Source organism: Vreelandella aquamarina, assembly GCF_900110265.1.
Taxonomy (GTDB): Bacteria; Pseudomonadota; Gammaproteobacteria; order Pseudomonadales; family Halomonadaceae; genus Vreelandella; species Vreelandella aquamarina.
On the sequence record NZ_FODB01000002.1, the window covers coordinates 92,161 to 98,887 of the forward strand.

The 6,727-nt window shown below is 55.6% G+C and carries 6 protein-coding genes; all 6 read right to left on the bottom strand.

Annotated elements, in window-relative coordinates; genetic code table 11:
• The 6 genes from BMY49_RS01120 to nrdH all read right to left on the bottom strand — a co-directional run bounded on the left by BMY49_RS01120 (position 1) and on the right by nrdH (position 6,214).
• Positions 1–1,362, bottom strand: a complete 1,362-nt coding sequence (locus BMY49_RS01120) for a MotA/TolQ/ExbB proton channel family protein (RefSeq protein ID WP_074210488.1) — start codon at positions 1,360–1,362, stop codon at positions 1–3.
• Positions 1,359–2,138 carry a DUF3450 domain-containing protein gene (locus BMY49_RS01125; protein ID WP_074210487.1) on the bottom strand — a complete coding sequence of 260 codons (780 nt, stop codon included), beginning with the start codon at positions 2,136–2,138 and terminating at the stop codon, positions 1,359–1,361. The genes BMY49_RS01120 and BMY49_RS01125 overlap by 4 nt, the downstream gene beginning before the upstream one ends.
• A gap of 219 nt (positions 2,139–2,357) precedes the next feature.
• Positions 2,358–3,329 (bottom strand): class 1b ribonucleoside-diphosphate reductase subunit beta, encoded by a 972-nt coding sequence (nrdF, locus tag BMY49_RS01130; RefSeq protein ID WP_044630793.1) that lies wholly within the window; start codon positions 3,327–3,329, stop codon positions 2,358–2,360.
• Positions 3,330–3,371: 42 nt separating this feature from the next.
• Positions 3,372–5,567, bottom strand: coding sequence for a class 1b ribonucleoside-diphosphate reductase subunit alpha (gene nrdE / locus BMY49_RS01135; protein WP_074210486.1), 2,196 nt, complete (start codon positions 5,565–5,567; stop codon positions 3,372–3,374).
• Positions 5,534–5,983, bottom strand: coding sequence for a class Ib ribonucleoside-diphosphate reductase assembly flavoprotein NrdI (gene nrdI, locus BMY49_RS01140; protein ID WP_044630794.1), 450 nt, complete (start codon positions 5,981–5,983; stop codon positions 5,534–5,536). The genes nrdE and nrdI overlap by 34 nt, the downstream gene beginning before the upstream one ends.
• A 9-nt stretch (positions 5,984–5,992) precedes the next feature.
• On the bottom strand, positions 5,993–6,214 hold the full coding sequence (nrdH, locus tag BMY49_RS01145; RefSeq protein ID WP_058577666.1) for a glutaredoxin-like protein NrdH: 222 nt from the start codon (positions 6,212–6,214) through the stop codon (positions 5,993–5,995).
• Between the last annotated feature and the right edge of the window lie 513 nt (positions 6,215–6,727).

Below are 6,727 nucleotides of genomic sequence, written 5' to 3' on the forward strand. Positions count from 1 at the left end.
CTAGTTCACCGTTTGCCCAGAAAGAGTGAACTGCGCTTCCAGATGGTCGGCCAACGTGGCGCTGGCTTCGCCTTCAATCACCTGAGTAATAAAACGGCTGCGACTAGAGAGTGCCGTTTGGGCAAACAGCAGCGGCACAGCGGTTACCAAGCCCAGCACAGTGGTCACCAACGCCTGGCTGATACCACCAGCCATTAGCTGCGGGTCGCCCGTTCCAAATACCGTAATGGCTTGGAAGGTCACGATCATGCCTGTCACGGTACCCAGTAGCCCCAGCAGAGGTGCAATGGCGGCCAGTAATTTAACGATAGGCTGACCACGCTCAATCTTCGGCAACTCGGCCAGCACCGCCTCATCTAGCCTCGCTTCGAGCGCTTCTGGCGTTTGGTGCTTATCCATCTCTTTAAAGCGTTCTAACACGCGACCAAGCGGATTATCTTTGCTTGGCTGATCCAAGTTTTGGCGCTGGCGGCGCACACGCGCACTCACCGTCAGTAGGTAAATATACTGAGCTAACGCAACCAGCAGCCCGATACCACCGAGCACGACAACGACGTAACCGACGTAGCCTCCTTGCTGAAAGCGCTCCCAGAGCGTGGGCTGTTGCGCCAACGCTTCCAGAACACTGCCTTGCGTGGGGTCAATGGCAAATTCACGGCTCTCGCCCTGATGGTAAGCCGCTAACAGGTCGCTGATTGCTGTTGGCGTGCGCGGCACTTCGGCGAGGCTGCTCTCTGCGTCTTGCCCCTTTCTAAGCAGCGCAGACTCGGTAAAGGCAGCAAAATCACCCAGCCGCACGACGCTATGTGACTCTATGTCGCCGCTTGCATCCGCCACCGGCAGCTCGAGACGCTCGGCACGACCGGTATTCACAGTGAGTGTTGCCAGGCTATCCACCACGGCCTCAATTTGTGAGCGCTCCAGAACGTCGACATCATTAAGGCGCGGCGGCAGCGCATCTGCCTCTAGCGTTAGCCAGCTATCGCCGCCTAGATCATTGCGAATTTCTTCACTGTGACGGGCAAGATCTGCTAGCAATGAGGTTAACGCTTCTCCCTGCTCCTCTTGCCGCTGGGCAAGCGCTTGGGCCTGCTCGCTTTGCTCATCCTGCTGCGCTTCAAGGGCTGCCTGCTCTTCTTCAGCCGCCTCATGGGCAGCGCGTGCTTCCTCCAAGGCGGCTTCCAGGCCATCTTGATCTTCTAAGAATGACTGCAGCCGCGCCTGATCACGCGCTTGGGCAGCCTCTCGGGCCTCCCTTAGCGACCCAAGTTCATCGCTTTGGGCCATGGCAGCGCTGCTCGTTAATGTGCCAACCAGTAACGTTAGGCAAAGCCATGCTTTTGGGCGAGAGAATAGACTCATGGCTGGCCCCCTTGGTCATTGGCAGTAATAGAAAGTGGTAGTTGCAGAAGCTCCGGCGTGCGCTGATCATTAACGATGCGCAGGCCGTTGCGTACCTGACGGCGAGCGGGTTCGTCTAACGCCAGCCATTCACCGCTCTCTTTATCCCATACGCCACCTTCGCGACCATCGGGCGTCAGGTAGTAAAAGCCAATACGGCCAATGCGCAGGTACTCCACCTCTCTTGGCGACGCTCCCTCCATCACCAACCGGCCTCGCCAACTATCCACTTCACGGCCATAGGCCAGCTCAGCGCGCCAGGCTTCGAGCAAGCTGGCAATGCGTTCAGCGCTGCCTGCCTCGGGATTACCGGCGGATTCCACCCGGGCGAGGCGTTCATCGGTTAAGAAAGGTAGATCTGACTCGATCCAACGGGCTAGCTGCTCGGCCATGTCCTGCTCAATCATGGGCAGCGCATCACGGGTATCGCTTAACGTATCAAGCGCTTGGCTTAATCGCTGCTGGCGCTCGGCTTCGCTAGCCAGGCGGCTACTGAGCGTTGCGTTAGTAGTTTCCATCTGGCGGGTTTCCCGCTCTAGGCGGCGCAACTCTTCAATGGCGGAACGCGTAGCTTCATCCGCGCTGTTAATTTGCTGCTGCAGTTCAGACTGGGTTTGCTGGGCCTCGACACTTTGGGCCGCTTGATCCATTGTCTCATCACTTGCCATCAGCGTACCGCTGGCCAGCACTCCGGCAAGCCAGCACCCACGCAAGGCAAAGAAAGGCCTTTTCAGCACGTTATGTCTCCGTCACTGCTTAACGCGCCCTCACGAACGGCGCGCTAAAACTCATTAGGTATAAGAACGATTTGCGTTTAACGCGTGCAGTGTATAGCGTAACACTAATAGAATAAATGACAATATTTATCATTAACATCCACCAACAGTCTGGCGGGAGTTGCGCGCATAAAAAACGGGAGCCATAAGCTCCCGTAGAGAACGTAACGACAGCAGTGCTTAAAACGCCCAGTCGTCGTCTTCTGTGGCGACCGCTTTACCAATGACATAGGAAGAGCCAGACCCTGAGAAGAAGTCGTGGTTCTCATCCGCGCTGGGTGACAGTGCGGCCATGATCGTCGGGTCAACGTCCGTCACGCTGCTGGGGAACAGCGGCTCAAAGCCCAAGTTCATCAGGGCTTTGTTGGCGTTGTAGTGAAGGAATTTCTTCACATCTTCCGACAGACCCACTTCATCATACAGCGACTCGGTGTAGCGAACTTCGTTGTCGTAAAGCTCCAGCAGCAGCTCGTAAGCGTAATCTTTGACTTCCTGCTGTCGCTCGGGCGTCTCTTCTGCCAGCGCCTGCTGGAATTTGTAGCCCACGTAGTAACCATGCACCGCTTCATCGCGAATGATCAAACGAATCAGGTCGGCCGTGTTGGTCAGCTTGGCATGACTGGACCAGTACATGGGCAAGTAGAAGCCGGAGTAGAACAGGAACGACTCCAGGAAAACGCTCGCCACCTTGCGCATCAGCGGATCGTCGGAGCGGTAGCGCTTCAGGATGAGCTCCGACTTCATCTGTAGCGTCGGATTCTCCTCACTCCAGCGGAACGCGTCGTCTACATCACGCGTTGCACACAGCGTCGAGAAAATCGAGCTGTAGGAGCGCGCATGCACAGATTCCATAAAGGCGATATTGGTGTATACCGCTTCTTCATGAGGAGTGCGGGCATCTTCCATCAGCACAGGCGCACCCACGCTGCTTTGAATGGTGTCCAGCAGCGTCAGACCCGTAAATACGCGGATAGTAAGCTGCTTCTCTTGCTGCGTCAGCGTGTTCCACGACTGAATATCATTAGAGAGCGGCACTTTTTCCGGCAACCAGAAGTTACTGGTCAGACGGTTCCATACCTCAAGGTCTTTATCGTCTTGAAGGCGGTTCCAGTTAATCGCATTCACTCGCGACAAACGTTGCATCATCGTCATCAGAGTTCTCTCACAAACATCTTCTTAAAAGCGTATCCGAGGTTACAGCGTACAGGAGACGCAACCCTCTACCTCGGTGCCCTCAAGCGCACTTTGGCGTAAGCGAATGTAGTAAAGCGTCTTAATACCTTTACGCCATGCGTAAATTTGCGCCTTGTTGATATCCCGCGTGGTGGCTGTATCCGGGAAGAACAGCGTCAACGAGAGGCCTTGGTCAACGTGCTTGGACGCCTCCGCGTAGGTATCGATAATTTTTTCAGGACCGATTTCGTAAGCATCCTGGAAGTAATCGAAATTCGCTTCGTTCAAGAATGGCGCTGGGTAGTAAACGCGACCCAGCTTGCCCTCTTTACGGATCTCGATCTTCGCCGCCACCGGGTGAATGCTGGAGGTGGAGTGGTTGATGTACGAGATAGAACCAGTCGGCGGTACCGCTTGAAGGTTACGGTTGTATAGGCCGTGCGCCATCACCGAGGCTTTCAGCGCTTGCCAATCGTCTTGCGTGGGCAATGCAATACCGCTGCGCTCGAAAAGCTGACGGACTTTCTCGGTACGCGGCAGCCACGCCTGGTCGGTGTACTTATCGAAGAACGTACCCGATGCATAGGTAGAGTCTGCGAACCCGGCAAAGGTCTCACCGTGTTCGATGGCCAACTGGTTCGACGCACGAATGGCATGGAAGGCAACGCAGTAGAAGTACAGGTTCGTGAAGTCCAACCCTTCTTCTGAGCCGTAATAAATATGCTCGCGAGCCAGGAAGCCATGCAGGTTCATCTGGCCAAGACCGATGGCGCGCGATTTGGCATTACCCTCGGCGATGGAGGGAACGCTGCGCAGATTACTCATTTCAGACACGGCGGTCAGACCGCGAATGGCGATCTCGACGCTGGTGCCGATATCACCGGAATCCATCACCTTGGCGATGTTCATCGAGCCGAGGTTACAAGAGATATCTTGTCCTACCTGACGGTAGCCCAAGTCGTCGTCGTACTCGGTCGGCGTGTTGACCTGCAGAATCTCGGAGCACAGGTTACTCATGTTGATACGGCCTGCAATCGGGTTGGCGCGGTTGACCGTATCTTCGAACATGATATACGGGTAGCCAGACTCGAACTGCAGCTCGGCCAGGGTTTGGAAGAAGGCGCGAGCATTGATCTTGTGCTTGCGAATACGCGCGTCGGCCACCATTTCATGGTACTTCTCGGTCACACTGATATCGCCAAACGGCACGCCGTAGACGCGCTCGACATCGTAGGGCGAGAAGAGGTACATGTCGTCGTTGCGCTTGGCCAGCTCGAACGTGATATCGGGAATGGTCACGCCCAGCGACAGCGTTTTGATGCGGATTTTTTCGTCCGCGTTTTCACGCTTGGTGTCCAAAAAGCGCAGAATGTCCGGGTGGTGGGCGTTGAGATAGACCGCTCCGGCACCTTGACGCGCACCTAGCTGATTGGCGTAGGAGAACGCGTCTTCCAGCAGTTTCATGATCGGAATGATGCCCGACGACTGGTTCTCGATACGCTTGATCGGCGCGCCGGATTCGCGAATGTTGCTGAGCAGGAAGGCCACGCCGCCGCCACGCTTGGAGAGCTGCAGCGCGGAGTTGATGGAACGCCCGATGGACTCCATATTGTCTTCGATACGCAGCAAGAAGCAAGAGACCAGCTCGCCTCGCTGGCGCTTACCACAGTTTAGGAAGGTGGGCGTCGCAGGCTGGAAGCGGCCGCTGATGATCTCGTCGACTAGCGACTTGGCCAGCGCTTCATCGCCACGCGCTAGCGTGAGCGCCACCATGCAAACCCGGTCTTCATACCGCTCGAGATAACGTTTGCCGTCGAAGGTTTTGAGCGTGTAGCTGGTGTAGTACTTGAACGCACCCAAGAAGCTCGGGAAGCGGAATTTGTACGCATACGCCTGCTCGAACAGCGCTTTGACAAACGTAAAGCTGTACTGCGCCAGCACGTCGGCTTCGTAGTACTGCTCTTCCACCAGGTAGTCCAACTTCTCTTCCAAGGAGTGGAAGAACACGGTGTTCTGATTGACGTGCTGCAAGAAGTACTGGCGCGCCGCTTCGCGGTCTTTATCCAACTGCAGTTCGCCGTTGGCACCGTACAGGTTCAACATCGCATTCAGCGCATGGTAATCCAGCGTGCGCGCCTCGGTGGCTCCCGCAGCAGGGCGTTGATCTGCCGAGTTTTTTGCAGCTACGTTCTTAGAGACTGAGCTTGACGTTTCCAAAACTCTTCTACTCCTTTGCGGACCTTGGCGACATCGTCATCGGTACCAAACAATTCAAAACGATAAAGCAGCGGCACTTGGCACTTTTGGGCAATGATTCGCCCCGCCAAAGCGTATGCGTCACCAAAATTAGTATTACCAGCAGCAATGACACCTCGTAAGAGGTGTCGGTTGTGCTCGTCATTTAAAAACCGAATAACCTGCTTTGGCACAGCCCCATTGGCCGAGCCACCTCCGTAGGTGGGGGTAACCAATATGTAGGGCTGCTCAATGCGTAGCGTCGGGGCTTCACGATGTAACGGCAGCCGCTGTGCACTTAAACCAAGCTTTTCAATAAAGCGATGGGTGTTGCCTGACTTGGTGGAAAAATAGACCAGCGTACCTGCCTGCTCGGCTTCCACGTCAGCAGCGTGCATGGGTGACGATTACGCCAACGCTTGGATGCGGTCCGGACGGAAGCCCGACCAGTGCTCTTCACCGACGACCACGACAGGCAGCTGGCGGTAACCCAGCGCTTCGACTTCTGCTTGAGCACCCGTTTCGGCGGTAATGTCGATGACGGTGTAATCAAGGCCTTGCTTATCCAGCGCGCGATAGGTGGCTGTACACTGTACACAGGCAGGCTTGCTATAAATTTGGATTTCCATGGCTATTTCCCCTTTTCATAGCGGCAATTTTCAGGTAGTGCGCAGCGCTTGCTCTACCCCTCTAAAAGTCACCACGCATACTATATATAGACTAAGAGAAAATCAATTTCAGCATATATGGTATTTTTTCATCCACAGGTTATGGACAGCTCATGCCCAGCGCTATACCCAGAATCGAGTAGGAGGGGGAGTCGCCTCCCCCGTCCTCTCACACCACCGGGCAAACGGATCCGTACCACGGCGGTTCCTGTCCCCCATTATCGGGCTGAGCTTCGTTCCGCTGAATTCGCTCGCCTGTGTGCTCTGAGCGCTTCGACAGTCTTTGGGCTTCCGGCCCGCCATACAGTTATCGAGAGCCCTCCGGGGAGGCTTCTGCTCGTACACATCAGAGAGTGGTCAACTATCCACTCGTGACAGGTTCAGCCCTTCAGCTCTTGGTTAGAGAGCCTAATATGGCCTCTGCTGACTCCTGTTCGCCCATCCCGACACCTCACGGTGTCGGTAGCCAGTGGC